Raw genomic sequence first — 16,342 nt, forward strand, 5'->3', positions numbered from 1 at the left:
GCGGTGGACGAGCAGGGGACGGGGCTGTGGACGCGAGGTCCCTGCGGTCGCCGTCCCCGCGTTGACCAGCCACAATGGCGTCCACGGCCTGTGGACGGAAGAAAAACCGAGACGCTCAGGAGGCGCGCCAGCGTGACCGAGACCTACGACGCGGGTCCGGTGGCGGCGCTGCGCCGGATCGCGTTCCTGATGGAGCGCGGCCGCGAGGAGACCCGGCGGATCGAGGCGTTCCGGACCGCTGCGGCGGCCATCCTCCCCCTCCCCGACGGCGAGGTCGCCGAGCGGGTCGGGGCCGGGACGATCACCGAGCTGCCCGGCATCGGCAAGAGCACCGGCGCGGTGATCACCGATGCCGTCCGGGGGGTCCTCCCCGAGCGGCTCGCCCGGCTGGAGGCCGAGCACGCCGGTCCGCTGGCGACGGGCGGACGCGCCCTTCGGGCGCGGCTCCGGGGTGACCTGCACTCCCACTCCGACTGGTCCGACGGCGGGTCGCCCCTGGAGGAGATGGCGTTCACCGCCATCGAGCTCGGACACGACTACCTCGTGCTGACCGACCACTCGCCCCGGCTCACGGTGGCCCGCGGGCTGAGCATCGAGCGGCTGACCCGGCAGCTCGGCGTGATCGAGGCGGTCAACGACCACCTCGGCGACAGCTTCACGCTGCTGAAGGGGATCGAGGTCGACATCCTCGACGACGGGGGACTCGACCAGACCGCGGAGATGCTCGGCCGGCTCGACCTGCGGGTGGCCAGCGTCCACTCCAAGCTGCGGATGGACGCCCCGGCGATGACCAGGCGGATGATCGGCGCGATCCGCAACCCGTTCACCAACGTGCTGGGCCACTGCACCGGCCGGATGGTCATGGGCAACCGCGGCACGCGGCCACCCAGCCAGTTCGACGCGAAGGCCGTCTTCGAGGCGTGCGTCGAGCACGACGTCGCCGTCGAGATCAACTCCCGCCCCGAGCGCCGCGACCCGCCCACCGCCCTCCTCGAGCTGGCCCGCGACACCGGCTGCCTGTTCTCCATCGACAGCGACGCCCACGCGCCGGGCCAGCTCGACATGCTCGACTACGGCTGCGAGCGGGCCGAGGCGGCCGGCATCGATCCCGACCGGATCGTCAACACCTGGTCGCAGGACCAGCTGCTCGCGTGGGCCAACGACCGGCGCGCGGGCTGACGCACCGCAGGCTAGGTTGGGACCGTGGGCGATGCTCCCGAGGTCGAGGTACGCCGTTCCAAGCGACGCAGGCGTACGGTCTCGGCCCACCGTGACGGCGACCGGATCGTGGTGATGATCCCGTCGACGCTGACCCGCGCCGAGGAGCGCGAGTGGGTCGACACCATGGTGGCGCGGCTGGAGCGGGCCGAGCGGCGGCGTACGCCGACCGACGACGAGCTGCTGAAGCGGGCCCGCGGCCTCTCCGACCGGCACCTCGGGGGCCTCGCGGAGCCGGAGTCCGTGCGCTGGGTGGAGAACCAGAACTCTCGGTGGGGGTCGTGCACACCGGGCGACCGCACGATCCGGCTCTCGGCCCGGCTGAAGGGCATGCCGCCGTGGGTCGTCGACTACGTGCTGGTGCACGAGCTGGCGCACCTGCTGGAGCCGGGTCACGACGCGGCGTTCTGGGCGTGGGTCGACCGCTACCCGCAGGCCGAGCGGGCCAAGGGGTACCTGCTCGGCTGGTCGGCCGCCAGCCGGCTCGACCCGCCGCCGGGCGACGAGGTCGACTGACGACGGTCAGGGGGAGAGCCGCTCCCGGGCGAGAGCGAGGGCCGACGCCCACGCCTCGTCGCGACCGGGAAGCCCGTCGGCGGGCCACCAGCGGACGTCCAGCGACTCGTCACTGGCGGCGTGCTCGGCGTCGTCGGGAGCGACCGCCAGGAACCACACGTCGAGGTGGTGGACCTCGCCGGTCGTCCCGCAGAACGGCACCGCGTGCTCGTCGAGCCGCAACGGCACCGGGTCGAAGGCGAGCCCGGTCAGGCCGGACTCCTCGACCGCCTCCCGCCGTGCCGCGCCGAGGAGAGTGGCGTCGCCCGGCTCGCAGTGGCCGCCGAACTGGAACCACTGGCCGGCCTTGGCGTGCAGCGTCAGCAGCACCAGCCGGGCGTCGGGGGAGACGACCAGCGTGCTGGCTGTGAGGTGGTCGGGGTGACACCCCCGCTCCATGCCGTCGGGCCTCCGCTCGAGGTGCGCGACGTACCGGTCCCGCAGCGCCGCCTGGTCGGCGTCGGGCGGCTCCCAGGACCGCAGCACCGTGAGCGCGTCGGCGTGGAGCGCGGTGGTCCGCGGGGTCACTCGGCGGGGCGGTCGTCCTGCGGGCCGTCGAGCAGGTCGCGCAGGCCGGCCTCGAACTCCTCGTCGCTGAGCTCGCCGGGCGCGCCGGCGTCCTCGCGGAAGCCGAGCGGGTCGTCGAGGTCGGCGTCGGTCGGCAGCAGGTGGGGGCTCATCCACACGCCGTCGCGGGCCTCCGTGCCCTGGCGCGTGCGCAGCGACCCCCAGAGGGTCGAGGCGTCGCGCAGCCGGCGCGGCCGGAGCTCGAGCCCCACGAGCGAGGCAAAGGTCTGCTCGGCGGGTCCGCCGGAGGCGCGGCGGCGGCGTACGGCCTCCTGGAGCCGCGCGGCGGTCGGCATCCGCTCGGCGGTGGCCTGGCCGACCACCTCGTCGACCCAGCCCTCGACGAGCGCGAGGGTGACCTCGAGCCGCTGCAGGGCGGCCTGCTGCTCGGGGGTCTGGTCGAGCTCGAACATGCCGCCCTCCATCAGCTGCTGGAGGGTCTCGGGGTTGCTGGGGTCGATGCCGCGGACCTGCTCCTCGATCTTCCCCTGGAGGTTGGCGGTGTTGACCTCGAGGCCGCGCGCGTAGTCGATCACCGCGCCGATCAGGTGGTCGCGGAGCCACGGCACGTGCGCGAACAGCCGCTGGTGGGCCGCCTCCCGGAGCGCGAGGTAGAGGAGCACGTCCTCCTGGGGCACGTCGAGCCCCTCGGCGAAGGCGGCAACGTTGGTCGGCACCAGGGCCGCGCGTCCGGGCTCGGTCAGTGGCAGGCCGATGTCGGACCCGGTGAGCACCTCGCCGGCGAGGGCGCCGAGGCCCTGCCCGATCTGGCTCGCGAGCATGGCGCCCACGGCCCGCTGCAGCATCCCGAGGAGCGGCCCGCCCATGGCCTGCGCCTGCTCCGGCATCGCCTGGCCGAGCGCATTGACGGACGAGGCCGCGATCGGCTCGACCAGGCCCTTCCACACGTCGGTGGTGCCGACGATCCACTCCGCCCGGCTCCAGGCGGCGGTCGAGGTGACGCCGGAGGGGAAGTCGGTGGTCTCGTCGAGCCAGTGGTCGGCGAGCGTCAGGGCGTCGGCGACGGCGTCGCGCTGCTTCTGGGAGGGTGTCGGGTCGGACTCCGAAGCCGCCTGCCGGCGGGCCATGTCGAGCGCCAGGTCCCAGTTCAGCGGGCCGTCGTGGGGCTGCATCATCGCCTGCAGCTGGCTGAAGAGCTGGTTGAGGTCGGGGGCGCCCCCGCCACCGAAGAACTGCTCGAACGGTGTCCCCTTGAAGGGGTTCTGGCCGTCGTCGGGGTCGGAGCTCATGCCCCCACGGTACGCGGACTCTCGAAACCTCAGGAGGGCCACGGATACGGTGGCCCGGTGACCGAGAGCGAGGCACGTCAGGTGGTCCGGCTCGTCGAGCTGCGCGAGGAGCCGCTCGACGTCTCGGAGGTGGTGGCTGCACTCGACGACGACACCTCCGGCGGGCTGACCCTGTTCGTCGGCCGGGTCCGCGACCACGACCACGGCCAGGGGGTCGACGGGCTGGACTACTCGGCCCACCCCAGCGCCCTCGACCGGATGAGGGACGTGTGTCGGCGGGTCGCCGAGGACCACGACGTCACCGGGGTCGCCGCCGTGCACCGGGTCGGCACGCTCGCGATCGGCGACGTGGCCGTGGTCGTCGCGACCACCGCGGCCCACCGGGCCGAGGCGTTCGTGGCGTCCCGCGCGCTCATCGACACCCTCAAGGCCGAGGTGCCCATCTGGAAGCACCAGCGGTTCACCGACGGTACCGAGGAGTGGGTCGGCGCGCCCTGACGCCCACGCTCCCGTACGGCGCCTACGCTGCTGCCCGTGGAGATCCTGCTCTGGCTGGTGCCGTCGGCCGTCGTCACGCTCGTGGCGATGGCCTGGGTGGCCTGGCTGGGTCGCGAGGGTCGGGGCGAGGTCGACCGCGACGTCGCCGTCACCCGCCTGGCGGCCGCGCTGCAGCGCGAGCACGCCGCCACCCGGCGGCAGCGGCCCGAGGCGCCGCGCGACCGCAGCACCGGCATCGCCGTCCGCCCCTCACGGGTGCCCCGTCCCGGGGGCCCGGCGGGGTCGCCCGGCCCCGGTGACACCCGCCGCAGCGCCTGACGTGCCGCCGATTTCCCCCGGGTGAGAGGCTTTCGCCATGACGCAGCGCACCCTCGCCGGCCTGCTGGCCGTGCCGTTGCTGGTGGCGCTGTGGGTCGTGGCCCTGCTGGTGCCGCTGCCGTTCGTCGTGTACAGCCCCGGTTACACCATCGACGTCCTCGGCAAGGTCGACGGCAAGGAGATGATCGAGGTCACCGGTGCGCCGTCCTTCCACGACCAGGACGGCCAGCTGAGGTTCACGACGGTGTTCGTCACCCAGCCGGACACCCACATCGGGCTGATCCAGGCGATGGGGGCGTGGTTGGACCCCGACTCCGCGGTCTACCCCTACGACACGGTCTACACGCCGGGGGAGACCGACGCCACCAACCGGCGCGAGGGCGCCCAGCAGATGTCCTCCTCCCAGGACACCGCGGTCGCGGTGGCCCTCACCGAGCTGGGCTACGAGGTCGAGACCCCGGTGGTGGCCGGCGTCCGCAACGGGTCGCCGAGCGACGGCGTGCTGGAGGAGGGCGACGAGCTCCTGGCCGTCGACGGCGACCCGGTCGGCTCGATCGACGAGGTCGTCTCGGCCGTGGCCGACGGCCCCGCGGGCCAGCCGCTCGACGTCCGGCTGCTCCGCGACGGTGACAAGCAGACGGTGACGGTCGACCGTGAGGAGGTCGACGGCGAGCAGCGGATCGGCATCGAGCTCGGTGTGAGCTACGACTTCCCGTTCGCGGTGGACTTCAACATCGACTCCGAGATCGGCGGGCCGAGCGCCGGGCTGATGCTCTCGCTGGCGACCTACGACGTGCTGACCGAGGGACCGCTCACCGACGGCGCGATCGTCGCCGGCACCGGCACCCTTGACCCCGACGGGAGCGTGGGCCCCATCGGCGGCATCGACCAGAAGATCGCCGCCGCCCGCGACGCCGGCGCGTCGCTCTTCCTGGTCCCGCCCGAGAACTGCGGCGACGCGATCGACGCCCCCCGCGGCAGCATGCGGCTGGTGCGCGCGGAGACCATGCCCGAGGCGCTCGACGCGGTCGAGACGTGGACCGCCGACCACGACGCCGACCTCCCGCAGTGCTCCGACGACGACGGGAGCTCCGGTGCCTGACGAGCTCGACGTCGACCCCGCCCTCGCCGCCGCCGTCCTGGAGATCGAGGGCCACGTCGCCGGGACCGGCTGGGACCAGCCGGCCCGCTTGTACTCGCTCGTCGAGACGGCCCGCATCGTCGACCGCGAGCCGGCGCTCGCCCGTGCGATGGGCCTCGACGAGGCCGCCGCGGCCGGCTCGCTGACGCCGGTCGAGCAGGACCAGCTGCGCCCGGACCAGCCGCTCGAGCAGGTCCTGGAGACGATCAGCTGGCCGGACGGGGTGTCCGGGTGCGCCGCGGTGGTCGAGCGGCTGGTGCTGCCGCCCGACGCCGACGGCCAGGTGCCCGACGACGCCGTCGAGGCCGAACGCTTCGCCCGGGAGCACCCCGGGCGGCACGAGGTGCGGATCGTGGCTGGGGCCACCCGTGCCGGGTCGACGTACTGTGCGCTGCGGCTGCGCGCGCACGACGACGACCAGTCGGTGGTGGCCGGGGTCGACCTGGTGCCGGCGCTGCTGCAGCTGTTGAGGGTGACCCTGGAGGAGGACCAAGAGTGAGCGACCTGTTCGACGGAGGCAACGGGCGTGGCGGCGGACGGCCGCAGCCGCGACCGACGTCCGACGTGGCTCCGCCCCGCCGGTCCCGTGCGCTGCTGATCACCGCCGCGGTGCTGATCGTCGGCTTCTTCGTCCTCACCACCTTCGCGGCGATCTGGACCGACCGGCAGTGGTTCGAGTCCGTCGACTACCCCGAGGTCTTCACCACGATGTTCTGGACCCGCGTCGGCCTGTTCGTGGCGTTCGCGGCCCTGATGGCGGCCTTTGTCGGCGTCAACATGGCCCTCGCCTACCGGTTCCGACCGATGTTCCGGATGCCCTCGCCGGAGCAGAGCGGCCTGGAGCGCTACCGGGCCGCCATCACCCCGATCCGGATCTGGCTGCTGGTGGGCGTCTCGATCCTGCTGGGCCTGTTCGCCGGCACCTCGGCGTCCGGGCAGTGGCGCTCCTTCATGCTGTGGCGCAACGGCGGCACCTACGGCGACCGCGACCCCTACTTCGAGCGCGACATCGGCTTCTACCTCTTCGACCTCGGCTGGTACCACTACCTCGTCGACTCGCTGATGGCGTTCGCGGTGGTGGCGCTGCTGATGGCGGCGCTCGTGCACTACCTGTACGGCGGCATCCAGCTGCAGACCCAGCACGACCGGCTGACGGGAGCCGCCCAGATCCAGCTGTCGGTGCTGCTCGGACTGTTCGTGCTGGCCAAGGCCGTCGACTACTGGCTGGACCGCTTCGACCTGGTGACCGACACCGGGGGGCTGATCACCGGCATGAAGTACACCGGCGAGCACGCTGTGCTCCCCGGCAAGAGCATCCTGATGGGGATCGCCCTGATCTGCGCGGTGCTGTTCTTCCTCAACGTGTGGCGGCGCACCTGGATGCTGCCGTCGGTGGGGCTCGCGCTGCTGGTGCTCAGCGCGGTGCTGATCGGCATGATCTGGCCGACGATCGTGCAGCAGTTCCAGGTCAACCCGAGCGAGGCCGACCGCGAGGCGCCGTACATCGAGGACAACATCGAGGCCACCCGGGCGGCGTACGACCTGAAGGACATCGAGGTCGAACCGTTCTCGAGCAACCTCGCCGCCGGCAACGGGAACCTGAACGAGCTGGAGCAGCAGACCGAGTCGGTGCCGCTGGTCGACCCGAAGGTGGTCAACCAGACCTTCGAGCAGGTCCAACAGGTCCGCGCCTACTACTCGGTGGCCGACGTGCTCGACGTCGACCGCTACGAGATGGACGACACCGACCGGGCCCTGGTCCTCGGGGTGCGCGAGCTCGACCAGTCCGGGATCGCGGAGAGCGACCGCAACTGGAACAACCTGCACACCGTCTACACCCACGGCAACGGCATGATCGCTGCCTACGCCAACCAGCGCAGCGAGGACGGCACCGCGGAGACGGGCGACCTGGTGTGGGCCGAGGGGCAGCAGGCCAACCAGAACGCGCTCAGCGAGCTCTACCCCGACGGCTACGAGTCGCGCGTCTACTTCGGCGAGCTGAGCCCCAGCTACTCGGTCGTGGGCAAGGCCAGCGAGGGCTCCTCCGACGTCGAGCTCGACCTCGGCAACGCGGCCAGCGCCGACGAGGGGCAGACCACGACGTACGACGGCGAGGGCGGCGTGCCGGTGGGCAACCTGTTCTCCGAGCTGATGTACGCCGTGCGCTTCGGCGAGCCGAACTTCCTGCTGTCGGGCCGGGTCCACGAGAACAGCAAGGTGCTCTACCACCGCACCCCCATCGAGCGGGTGGAGCGGGTGGCGCCGTGGCTGACCGTCGACCGCGACCCCTACCCGGCCGTGGTCGACGGCCGGATCGTCTGGATCCTCGACGGGTACACCACCACCGACCGCTTCCCGCAGGCCCAGGCGGAGTCGCTGGAGACGATGACCGACGACGCGCTGAGCCAGGACAACCCGTTCGGCACGCTGCCGACCGACGAGATCAACTACATGCGCAACGCGGTGAAGGCGACCGTCGACGCCTACCACGGGACCGTCGACCTGTACGCCTGGGACGAGAACGACCCGATGCTCGAGGCGTGGCGCAATGCCTTCCCCGGCACCGTCAAGGACAAGGAGGAGATGTCCGACGAGCTGCTGGAGCACGTCCGCTACCCCGAGGACCTGTTCAAGGTGCAGCGCTACCAGTTCGCGCGCTACCACGTCACCGACGCGGGCGACTTCTACCAGGGCAACGACCGGTGGGAGGTTCCCGAGGACCCGTACGCGGAGGACACCTACCAGCCTCCCTACCGGCTGTTCGTCGACGACCCGACCATCTCCTCCGACGAGACCTGGTCCCTCACCTCGAACTTCACACCGCGCAACAAGAACAACCTGGCGGCGTTCATGTCGGTCAACTCCGACGCGACGTCGGAGGAGTACGGCCGGATGCGGGCGTTGCAGCTGTCCAATGAGCAGACCGACGGGCCGGGCCTGATCGCCAACGAGATGGCGAACAGCGACAACGTCCGGCGCGAGCTGCAGGCGTTCAACCTCGGCGAGATCGAGCCGACGTTCGGCAACCTCCTGACGCTGCCGGTCGACGATGGACTGATGTACGTCCAACCGGTCTACGCGACCCGTGAGCTCTCCGAGGCGAGCTATCCGATCCTGCAGTTCGTGATCGTGTCGTACGGCGACCAGGTCGGCATCGGCGACTCCCTGGTCGAGGCGCTCGCCGACGTGCTCGGCGTCGATCCGGAGTCGGTGACCGAGCCGATCCCCAGCGAGGGGGGCGGAGACGGCAACAACCAGCCGCCGCCCAACCAGAGCACCGAGGAGCAGATCGCCCTCCTCCTGCGGCAGGCCCAGGCGGCGTTCGACGCCGCCGACGCGGCGTACCGCGACGGCGACCCGGTCGAGGCTGCGGAGCAACAGCAGAAGGCCCGGCGGCTCATCGACGAAGCGGTCACGCTCTACAACGAGGCCGGCGGCGGCTCGGGCGGCGACACCGCCTCCCAGGGCGGAGACGCCGCATCGCAGGGAGGCGGCGGCTGACCTGCGTGACCGACGCCACCCGGTCCCGATTTGGGATCGTCCGCCACCGTCCCGTAGGGTTGCGTTCACAACGCGGGGTGGAGCAGTTCGGTAGCTCGCTGGGCTCATAACCCAGAGGTCGCGGGTTCAAATCCCGCCCCCGCTACCACGTGACAGGCCCTCACCGGCACAGATGCCAGGTCGGGGCCTGTCGGCATTTCAGGACCGGTCGACGTCCCTCAACGGCGGGCGGCGTACAGCTCGCGCGCGGCGGCACCGTCGACGAAGGTCAGGCCGGTCAGGCCCGCTGCGGCGAGGGCACCTCGGGGACCACGACCCACGACGAGCCCCGCCTGGACGAGGTTGAGCACCGTCCGGGTCGTCGCCCACGGCCACCGCGGTCGACCGGCGAGCAGGCCGACCGCGCAGGTGACGTCAGCCAGGGCCCCGACGGGTCCCGGAGCCAGCAGCAGTGCCGTCCCGACGGCCAGGGTCGCCACCCCGGCCACCTGGGTCGATCTCACGGCGGCGGTCGGGTCCACCGCTTCACACTACGACGGCGTGGCCCGTCTTCCCTCGTGGCCGGGGGTCTGCGTTCAACGGCGTTCGGCGTCCTGACCGCTCGGTTCCAGCGCGGTCCCGAGCGCAGCCAAGGCAGCCAGGACGGCGGAGATGCCGCGACGGGTGTCGGGGTCACGCAGGCGTCGGAACAGGGCCCTGATGCCCTCCGGCTCACCGGTGGCGGCGGTGGCGGCCGCCGCTCGCGCGCGCCGTACGCCGGCGGCGACCTGCTCGGACCGGTCGGGATCGAGGCCGCGCAGCGATCCGCTGAGGGCGACGAAAGACCGCACCGTGCCGGCGTCGACGGCATGGAGCACACCGCGCAGCAGCTGGGGGTAGGAGCGGGCCCCTCCTGCAGCCGCCCGCAGGAGGCCGCTCTCGTGGAGTGCCTTCACCAGGTCGTCGAGGTCGTCGTGGGCCGCGGTGTCCGGCGGCGACGGCGGGGTGTAGCCGAGCGAGGTGGCCATCAGGAGGTGCTCCTCTCGTCGTGGTGGGCGGGGTGCACGTAGTCGTCGCGAGCCCACTTGCGCTCGACCTGCACGCCGAGCTGGGGCGTCGGGCTGCCGTAGCGGTGATGGTGGCGGGGCAGAGGGGAGCCGTGGGGGTCGCCCTTCTGGTCCCGGTCTCCCTTGCGGGCCCGGTCGGCCCCCTTGCGTTCCCCTCCTCGCCGCTCCTGCGGCCCGTCGGTCCGTTCGATCCGCACCGCGATCTCCTTGAAGGCCGGCGTGTGCGAGTCCGGGTCGACGGTGTTGGAGGTCATCAGGTTGATCTCGGCTGCCTGCATCGGCACCCAGAGCTCGCCGTCGGCGACCTCCTCCGACAGCAGCACCCGTACGGTGGCTTGCCCGTGCGGGGAGATCAGCGTGACCCAGTCGCCGGTGGACAACCCCCCGTGGTCCTCGGCGGTACGCCGGGTCATCTCTGCCCAGGTGTCCGGCACGAGGTGGGTCAGGCCGGACGAGCGGAGGGTGAGGTTGCCCTCGTGGAAGTGCTCGAGGCTGCGTCCGTTGTTGACGTGCAGCGGGTACTCGTCGTCCGGCTGGTCCGCGGGCTCCCGGAACTGCAGTGGATACAGCCGGGCCAGGCCGTCGTCGAAGTGGAAGTCGTCGGTGTAGAGGAGCGGGGTGTCGGTCCCGTCCTCGGAGACCGGCCACTGCAGCGAGTCGTAGCCCTCGAGACGGTCGTAGCTCACGCCCGCGAAGAGAGGCGTCACGTCGGCGATCTCGTCCATGATCTGGCTGGGGTGCGTGAACCCCCACTGGTGGCCCATGTGGGCGGCGATGTCCTGCAGGATCTGCCAGTCCGGGCGGGCGTCGCCGATCGGCGGCATCGCGCGGTACAGCCGCTGGATGCGGCGCTCGGTGTTGGTGAAGGTGCCGTCCTTCTCGAGCGATGCGGCCGCCGGGAGGATGACGTCGGCGAACTCACAGGTACGGGAGAAGAAGAGCTCGGAGACGACCGTGAAGTCGAGATTCTCGAGCGCCTCCTGGACGTAGTGGACGTTGGCATCGACCAGCGAGAGCTCCTCTCCCACGATGATCAGGGCGCGCAGCGAACCGTCGTGGGCAGCGTCGACCATCTCGTGGTTGTCCAGTCCGGGCTCCAACGAGAGCTCGCGACCCCACGCCTCCGCGAACTTGTCGCGGACGGACTCGTCCTCCACCGGCTGGTAGCCGGGGTAGAAGGAGTTGATGGTGCCGAAGTCGCTGCATCCCTGGACGTTGTTGTGTCCTCGCAGCGGGTACGCGCCGGTGCCCGGGCGGCCGAAGTTGCCGGTGACCAGCAGCAGGTTGGAGACCGCTGTCGAGGTGTCGGAGCCCATGTGGTGCTGAGTCACCCCCATGGCCCACAGACCCACCACCGTGTCGGCCTCGGAGACTCGGCGGGCGACGTCGCGCAGGGTGTCGGCGGGGATGCCGCAGCGCTCCTCGGCGTACTCGAGCGTGAAGGGCTCGAGGGAGCCGCGGTACTCCTCCAGGCCGGCGACCCGCTCGCGCAGGAACTCCTCGTCGGCCCACCCCTGCTCGAGCACGTGCCGGGTGACGGCGGAGAGCCACACCAGGTCGGTGCCCGGCTTGGGGCGGAGGAACACCTCGGCCCGGGCGGCCATCTCGTGCTCGCGGAGGTCGGCGACGATCAGTTGTTGGCCGTTCAGCTTCTGCGCCCGCTTGAGACGGGCGGCGATGACCGGATGGGACTCGGAGGTGTTCGAGCCGACGACCAGCGCCAGCTCGGCTCGCTCCATGTCGCTGATCGAACCGGCGTCACCGCCGTACCCGACCGTGCGCCACAGCCCCTCGGTGGCGGGTGCCTGGCAGTAGCGCGAGCAGTTGTCGGTGTTGTGGGTGCCGAGCACCTGCCGGGCCAGCTTCTGGGTCAGGTACGACTCCTCGTTGGTGGCCTTGGAGGAGCCGATGACGGCGACGGCGTCCGGGCCGTCGTCATCGATGATCTCCTTGAGCCTGACCGCGATCTCGTCCAGCGCCTCCTCCCAGGGGACCTCGACGAATCGCGAGCCGCGGCGAACCAGAGGGCGCGTGAGCCGGTCCTCGGCGTTGACGAAGTCCCAGCCGAACTTCCCCTTGACGCACGTCGAGATGGAGTTGGCCGGAGCCTCGTACTGCGGCTGGATCCGCAGGATCTCCCGGCCGCGGGTCTCCACGTCGAAGGAGCAGCCGACGCCGCAGTAGGTGCAGACGGTCTTGGTGCGCGTCGTGGCCGCCTGGCGCGCCGTCGCCTCGGCCTTCGAGAGGCCGTACAGCGGCCCGTACCCCGTGGTCGGCTCCACGTCCTTCACCAGGTCGATCGAGGCGTGCCAGGTGTCCTCGGGCCAGTCGGTGAACAGGCCTGCTCGCCCGAGCATGGTCTTCTCCATCAGAGCGTTGCAGGGGCACACGGTGACGCAGTGTCCGCAGCCGACGCAGGAGGACTCGCCGATCGGCGACCCCCCGTCCCACAGGACGCGGGGGTCCTCGGACTCCCAGTCGATCGACAGCGTCTCGGTGACCTGCACGTCCTGGCAGGCCTCCACGCAGCGTCCGCACAGGATGCACTGGTCCGGGTCGTACCGGTAGAAGGGGTGGCTGTCGTCCACGTCGTACGGCTTGGGTGCGAAGGGGATCCGCTCGTGCTCCAGGCCGGAGGCCTCGATGCTCCCCTTCAGCGTGCAGGCGCCGTCGTTGTGGTCGCAGACCGAGCAGTAGAGGACGTGGTTGCGCAGGAGCCGTTGGGCCGCCTGCTCCCGGGCGTCGGCGGCGGCACCGGACAGCCGCACCTGCAGACCGTCCTCGGCCTCGGTGGCGCACGCGCGCACGATCTCACCGTCGACCTCGACCATGCAGGTGTCGCAGGTCTGCAGCGGCCCCAGGGCGGGGTGGTAGCAGGCGCGCGGGAACTCGCCGGAGTGGTCGCCCAGGGCCTCCAGCACCGGGCGCCCGGCGATCGCACTCACCGGCCGGCCCTCGACGTCCACCCGGCACTCGCGTGGCTGCGGTGCCGCCGCGTCCTGGCTGAGCGGACGGAACGCCGCCCGCCGGTCGACGTCGTGCTGCTCGCCGGTGTCTGTCATGCGTCTCCTTCGGTGTCTCGGTCGCCACCCCGGCCGGGGTCCATGGCCGGAGCCGGGGTGGGAGGCCTCGCGGCGCCCTCCCACCCCGCGGTCGCGTCGTCGTCCCGACCCGTCGTACCACCCACGTGTACACCGAGAGCCGAGGAGAGCAACCGCAGGGTCCGATCGTGCACGACGGCGGCCACCCGGTCGGGCTCGGCCGGCACGTCGTAGGTGGCGCTCACCGTGAGCGGTCCGACGTGCACCGCCAGGGTGACCGTGGGGGCCACGTGCTCCCCGAGGCCATGGCGACCCCGACGTCGGCGGCCGTCGTCCCCGCGACCGAGACCGCCAACCGCTCCACGTCCCGCTCGGTCCTCCCCGACTGACCTCCGAGGTCGCGGGGCTCCCCGTCGAGGCGCACCCCGCCACGGAACCACCGCTCGGCGTCCGGGCCGCTCTCGAGGCTGTGGGCCAGCCGACCCCCGGTGACGGAGTCGGCCACGGCGAGGGTCAGACGGTGGCGGGTCAGCCGCCGTGCGAGGTCCTCCACCAGCTCCCCGGCGTGCATGCTCATGCCGCACACCACGGGCAGGCCCGCGGCGCGGCGCGAATTCGGCGGGGCGGGCCGAGAGGGGGGAGGTCCACGCTTCAGGCGGTACCCGATGCTCGTCGAAGCATGCCCGCGCAGGGTTCGGGGCACCACGCAGGCGTCAGCCCGTCAGTCCCCGCGCAGCCGGCGACACGTCGGCCGGGTCGAGGTAGCCGTTCCGCACCCCCCACAGGACGGCCTGCGAGCGGGAGCCGACGCCCATCTTCTGGTAGGCGGTGCGGATGTAGGTCTTGACGGAGTTGATGCTCAGGCAGAGATCGCGGGCGATGGTGAAGTTGTCCAGCCCCTGCGTGATGAGCGAGATGATCTCTGCCTCCCTGGGAGTCAACGGGACGCCCTGGGTCCCGGTGCGGCGCGGGCTGCCGCACTCCACCACCACCTCTCCGCGGTGGACGGCTTCCAGGGCGGCGATCAGGGCGCCCGTCGGGAGAGACTTGGACAGGCAGCCGCGAACCCCGTGCGACAGGACGATCTCGGCCAGCCTCGGCCTCGCGTTCCACGTCCACGTCACCAGCTCCCCGCCGTGGGAGCGAGGAAGCCGGAGCCGGTCGACGAAGCCGGAGGAGAGGTCCGCCAGCGAATCATGGAGGGTGATGTCGACGTCGACGTTCGGGCTGCCGTTGGGATGTGGTGGGACGTACTCGACTCGCGTGGAGTGACCCGCGAACATGCTGGTCAGTCCCCGGGTCACGAGCTCGCTCTCGCCGGCGAGGGTGACTCGGAGAGGGCGAGCCGTCGGGCTCGCAGGGCTGTGGGCCATGATCGCCCTGTACCCGCGGCGCGACCTCGGCATTCCTCTCCCGGTCGGTCAGGTCCTCGCCCGGCCCACGACCCGACGTGCACCGCGGCCGCGGAGACCGCTCCGTGGATGATCAGAGCGGGACCGGCTGGGTGTGGGTGAACAGCGCGCTGTAGGCGTTGAGGGCGGGCTGCCCGCCGAGGTGGGCGTAGAGGACCGTCGCGTCCTTCGGGATGTCGCCGCGCGAGACCAGGTCGACCAGGCCGGCCATCGACTTGCCCTCGTAGACGGGGTCGAGGATCACGCCCTCGAGCTGGGCGGTGAGCCGGATCGCGTCGAGGGTCGACTCGACCGGGATCCCGTAGAGGTCGCCGGCCCAGCCCTCGAGCACGGTCACCTCGTCGTCGCGCAGCGGGCGGTCGAGTCCGATCAGCTCGGCGGTGTTGCGGGCGATCCGGCCCACCTGCTCGCGGGTCTCCTCGAGCCTGGCGCTGGCGTCGATGCCGAGGACGCGGCGTGGCCGACCGCCGGCGTCCTCGAGGGCCGCGAAGCCGGCGATCATCCCGGCGTGGGTCGAGCCGGTGACCGCGCAGACGACGATCGTGTCGAAGAAGACGCCCAGCTCCCGCTCCTGCTCGGCGACCTCGTACGCCCAGTGGGCGAAGCCGAGGCCGCCGAGGCGGTGGTCGGAGGCGCCCGCGGGGATGGGGTACGGCGTCCCGCCGGCCGCCTCGACGTCGGCGACGGCCTGCTTCCAGGAGTCCTTGAAGCCGATCCCGAAGCCGGTCGGGTCCAGCCGGACCTCGGCCCCGAGCACCCGGCTCAGCAGGATGTTGCCGACGCGGTCGTTGACCGCGTCGGGCCAGTCCACCCACTTCTCCTGGACGAGCACGGCCTTGAGCCCCAGCTTGGCGGCCACGGCGGCGACCTGGCGGGTGTGGTTGGACTGGTACCCGCCGATCGAGACGAGCGTGTCGGCACCGCGGGCGAGCACGTCGGGGACGATGTACTCCAGCTTGCGCGTCTTGTTGCCGCCGTAGGCGAGGCCGGAGCTGCAGTCCTCGCGCTTCATCCACAGCCGGGCGCCGCCGAGGTGCTCGGTGAGGCGGGGGAGCGGGTGGACCGGGCTCGGCCCGAAGGTGAGCGGGTACCGGTCGAAGTCGGTCAGGGCCATGGTCGTTCCTCGGTGTCGTCGGAGTCGGTGGGCGGGGCGGGCAGGGAGTGCCAGGTGTCGAAGGCGACGGCCGCGGCGTCGTCGGTCGCCCCGGCCTCGCACAGCCGGATCAGGTCGTCGTGGCGGCGTACCGATGCGCGACCGTCGAGGGTGGAGAAGCGCAGCCGCTCGGCGCGACGCAACACCGGGGTGTACTGCTCCAGGACCGAGGCGAGCGCGGTGTTGCCGGCGACCGCGACCGGGACGGCGTGCAGCTCGTCGTCGGCGCGGAGCGCGGCGTCGACGTCGCCCTCGCCGAGGGCGCGCCCGAAGCGCCGGTTGGCCTCGCGCATGCGCCGCAGGTCGGCCGGGGTCAGGTTCGCAACCGCCTCGCGCACCGCGAGCTCGTGGAGGGCGGCGACCACGTCGCGCGCCTCGCGCACCGCGCGGACGTCGACGGCGCTGACCACTGTGGACCTGCCCGGGGTGGCGACGACGAGCCCGGAGTCGGCCAGCCGCAGCAGGGCCTCGCGCACCGGCGTCCGGCTCACCCCGAGCCAGGCGGCCAGCTCGAGGTCCCTCAGCTGCTCCTCCGGGGCGAAGGTGCCGTCGACGATCGCGTCCCGGAGCTGGCCGAAGACCTCCTCGCGGAGGGGCCGCCGGGGGAGCGGAGGGGTGTCGGTCGGGATGGGCATGCAATAT

16 protein-coding genes and 1 tRNA gene are annotated in these 16,342 nt (G+C 72.0%); 8 read left to right on the forward strand and 9 right to left on the reverse strand.

All coding sequences use genetic code 11. The annotated features are described in order from the left end of the window. Nucleotides 1–132 precede the first annotated feature (132 nt). On the forward strand, nucleotides 133–1,179 hold the full coding sequence (locus tag ACQ1X7_RS17240; protein WP_432479461.1) for a PHP domain-containing protein: 1,047 nt from the start codon (nucleotides 133–135) through the stop codon (nucleotides 1,177–1,179). A gap of 24 nt (nucleotides 1,180–1,203) precedes the next feature. Next, nucleotides 1,204–1,734, forward strand: coding sequence for a M48 metallopeptidase family protein (locus ACQ1X7_RS17245; protein WP_432479462.1), 531 nt, complete (start codon nucleotides 1,204–1,206; stop codon nucleotides 1,732–1,734). A gap of 6 nt (nucleotides 1,735–1,740) precedes the next feature. Here the strand turns inward: ACQ1X7_RS17245 and ACQ1X7_RS17250 are convergent, their stop codons facing one another. After that, complete coding sequence (locus ACQ1X7_RS17250; protein WP_432479463.1) at nucleotides 1,741–2,301, reverse strand: NUDIX hydrolase; 561 nt, start codon at nucleotides 2,299–2,301, stop codon at nucleotides 1,741–1,743. Further along, nucleotides 2,298–3,590, reverse strand: coding sequence for a zinc-dependent metalloprotease (locus ACQ1X7_RS17255; protein ID WP_432479464.1), 1,293 nt, complete (start codon nucleotides 3,588–3,590; stop codon nucleotides 2,298–2,300). The genes ACQ1X7_RS17250 and ACQ1X7_RS17255 overlap by 4 nt, the downstream gene beginning before the upstream one ends. A 57-nt stretch (nucleotides 3,591–3,647) precedes the next feature. Between ACQ1X7_RS17255 and ACQ1X7_RS17260 the strand changes: the two genes are divergently transcribed. The 6 genes from ACQ1X7_RS17260 (at nucleotide 3,648) to ACQ1X7_RS17285 (ending at nucleotide 9,196) form a co-directional block, all read left to right on the forward strand. Next, complete coding sequence (locus ACQ1X7_RS17260) at nucleotides 3,648–4,088, forward strand: molybdenum cofactor biosynthesis protein MoaE (protein WP_432479465.1); 441 nt, start codon at nucleotides 3,648–3,650, stop codon at nucleotides 4,086–4,088. Nucleotides 4,089–4,124: 36 nt separating this feature from the next. Continuing rightward, the gene (locus ACQ1X7_RS17265; RefSeq protein WP_432479466.1) at nucleotides 4,125–4,406 is read left to right on the forward strand and encodes a hypothetical protein; all 282 of its coding nucleotides are present in this window, start codon (nucleotides 4,125–4,127) and stop codon (nucleotides 4,404–4,406) included. Between the two features lie 37 nt (nucleotides 4,407–4,443). Then, a complete protein-coding gene (locus tag ACQ1X7_RS17270; protein ID WP_432479467.1) occupies nucleotides 4,444–5,508 on the forward strand; it encodes a YlbL family protein in 1,065 nt (354 codons plus the stop codon). Beyond that, nucleotides 5,501–6,046 carry a PPA1309 family protein gene (locus ACQ1X7_RS17275; RefSeq protein ID WP_432479468.1) on the forward strand — a complete coding sequence of 182 codons (546 nt, stop codon included), beginning with the start codon at nucleotides 5,501–5,503 and terminating at the stop codon, nucleotides 6,044–6,046. The genes ACQ1X7_RS17270 and ACQ1X7_RS17275 overlap by 8 nt, the downstream gene beginning before the upstream one ends. Beyond that, the gene (locus tag ACQ1X7_RS17280) at nucleotides 6,043–9,048 is read left to right on the forward strand and encodes a UPF0182 family membrane protein (RefSeq protein WP_432479469.1); all 3,006 of its coding nucleotides are present in this window, start codon (nucleotides 6,043–6,045) and stop codon (nucleotides 9,046–9,048) included. Before ACQ1X7_RS17275 ends, ACQ1X7_RS17280 begins: the two co-directional genes overlap by 4 nt. A gap of 71 nt (nucleotides 9,049–9,119) precedes the next feature. Further along, nucleotides 9,120–9,196 (forward strand) — tRNA-Met (locus tag ACQ1X7_RS17285). 70 nt (nucleotides 9,197–9,266) lie between these two features. On the opposite strand, the gene ACQ1X7_RS17290 is transcribed toward ACQ1X7_RS17285, so the two are convergent. From ACQ1X7_RS17290 to ACQ1X7_RS17320, 7 genes are all read right to left on the reverse strand, one after another. Next, complete coding sequence (locus ACQ1X7_RS17290; RefSeq protein ID WP_432479470.1) at nucleotides 9,267–9,569, reverse strand: hypothetical protein; 303 nt, start codon at nucleotides 9,567–9,569, stop codon at nucleotides 9,267–9,269. Between the two features lie 54 nt (nucleotides 9,570–9,623). Then, the gene (locus ACQ1X7_RS17295) at nucleotides 9,624–10,055 is read right to left on the reverse strand and encodes a DUF1641 domain-containing protein (protein ID WP_432479471.1); all 432 of its coding nucleotides are present in this window, start codon (nucleotides 10,053–10,055) and stop codon (nucleotides 9,624–9,626) included. After that, nucleotides 10,055–13,156: a formate dehydrogenase subunit alpha gene (gene fdhF, locus ACQ1X7_RS17300; RefSeq protein WP_432479472.1), complete on the reverse strand. Its 3,102-nt coding sequence runs from the start codon at nucleotides 13,154–13,156 to the stop codon at nucleotides 10,055–10,057. Before fdhF ends, ACQ1X7_RS17295 begins: the two co-directional genes overlap by 1 nt. Before the next feature lie 220 nt (nucleotides 13,157–13,376). Beyond that, nucleotides 13,377–13,712 carry a CinA family protein gene (locus ACQ1X7_RS17305; protein WP_432479473.1) on the reverse strand — a complete coding sequence of 112 codons (336 nt, stop codon included), beginning with the start codon at nucleotides 13,710–13,712 and terminating at the stop codon, nucleotides 13,377–13,379. Nucleotides 13,713–13,848: 136 nt separating this feature from the next. Next, complete coding sequence (locus tag ACQ1X7_RS17310) at nucleotides 13,849–14,439, reverse strand: response regulator transcription factor (protein WP_432479474.1); 591 nt, start codon at nucleotides 14,437–14,439, stop codon at nucleotides 13,849–13,851. A gap of 181 nt (nucleotides 14,440–14,620) precedes the next feature. Next, nucleotides 14,621–15,661, reverse strand: coding sequence for a 1-aminocyclopropane-1-carboxylate deaminase (locus ACQ1X7_RS17315; protein WP_432479475.1), 1,041 nt, complete (start codon nucleotides 15,659–15,661; stop codon nucleotides 14,621–14,623). Beyond that, nucleotides 15,652–16,335 (reverse strand): GntR family transcriptional regulator, encoded by a 684-nt coding sequence (locus ACQ1X7_RS17320; RefSeq protein WP_432479476.1) that lies wholly within the window; start codon nucleotides 16,333–16,335, stop codon nucleotides 15,652–15,654. Before ACQ1X7_RS17320 ends, ACQ1X7_RS17315 begins: the two co-directional genes overlap by 10 nt. Nucleotides 16,336–16,342 lie beyond the last annotated feature (7 nt).

The sequence above is a fragment of the Nocardioides sp. GXQ0305 genome, from assembly GCF_050880345.1.
In the GTDB taxonomy this organism is placed as follows: Bacteria; Actinomycetota; Actinomycetes; order Propionibacteriales; family Nocardioidaceae; genus Nocardioides.

Coding starts and splice junctions, on each gene's coding strand:
- ACQ1X7_RS17255 (WP_432479464.1), bottom strand. CDS start 3,590: ATGAGCTCCGACCCCGACGACGGCCAGAACCCCTTCAAGGGGACACCG.
- ACQ1X7_RS17270 (WP_432479467.1), top strand. CDS start 4,444: ATGACGCAGCGCACCCTCGCCGGCCTGCTGGCCGTGCCGTTGCTGGTG.
- ACQ1X7_RS17295 (WP_432479471.1), bottom strand. CDS start 10,055: ATGGCCACCTCGCTCGGCTACACCCCGCCGTCGCCGCCGGACACCGCG.
- fdhF (WP_432479472.1), bottom strand. CDS start 13,156: ATGACAGACACCGGCGAGCAGCACGACGTCGACCGGCGGGCGGCGTTC.
- ACQ1X7_RS17305 (WP_432479473.1), bottom strand. CDS start 13,712: ATGAGCATGCACGCCGGGGAGCTGGTGGAGGACCTCGCACGGCGGCTG.
- ACQ1X7_RS17315 (WP_432479475.1), bottom strand. CDS start 15,661: ATGGCCCTGACCGACTTCGACCGGTACCCGCTCACCTTCGGGCCGAGC.
- ACQ1X7_RS17320 (WP_432479476.1), bottom strand. CDS start 16,335: ATGCCCATCCCGACCGACACCCCTCCGCTCCCCCGGCGGCCCCTCCGC.